1 protein-coding gene is annotated in these 597 nt (G+C 39.0%); it reads right to left on the minus strand.

Annotated elements, in window-relative coordinates; genetic code table 11:
* Positions 1-80 precede the first annotated feature (80 nt).
* A partial coding sequence (istB, locus tag J7338_RS20575) for an IS21-like element helper ATPase IstB (RefSeq protein WP_210798833.1) occupies positions 81-597 on the minus strand: 517 nt, incomplete at its 5' end.

Below are 597 nucleotides of genomic sequence, written 5' to 3' on the forward strand. Positions count from 1 at the left end.
TGCGTATTCTCATGACTTTGATCACCGATTCTCATCAGCTTTGATCACCTGATTTATCATTTTGTAGAGCCGTTTTTAAATTAGCTTAACTGATCATCATCAGTCAATTTATTTAACTGTTTTCGTATCGATTCTCCTTTTAAATTCAACTTAATCGAACCATGAATTAGCCTATCTAAAATGGCGTCAGCATGAGTTGATTCTCCGATCATCTCATGCCAGCTCTCTTGTGGTAGCTGGCTTATAATTATGTGTGATTTATATCCGTACCGCGCATCGATTAATTCGAGTAAGTCACCTCGTTGCTGCGCACTCAGTGGTTCAAGCCCCCAATCGTCTAAAATCAGTAGATCATACTTTATTAGCTTCGCCAGTAATTTTCGGTAACTACCATCTGCTTGCGCTAGAAACAGGCTTTCAAGTAGTTCTTTTAATCGAATATAGTAAACACTTTTTCCTTGCAAACAGTGTTCATGCCCTAAGGCACATGCGAGGTAGGTTTTTCCACAACCTGTTGCCCCTGTGATTAAGATATTTTGATGTAAGCTCAACCAGCTATTCTGACTCAGGTTGCGTATCTGTGCTTTTTCTATATTA

Source organism: Pseudoalteromonas ostreae, assembly GCF_018069805.1.
GTDB classification, from domain to species: Bacteria; Pseudomonadota; Gammaproteobacteria; order Enterobacterales; family Alteromonadaceae; genus Pseudoalteromonas; species Pseudoalteromonas ostreae.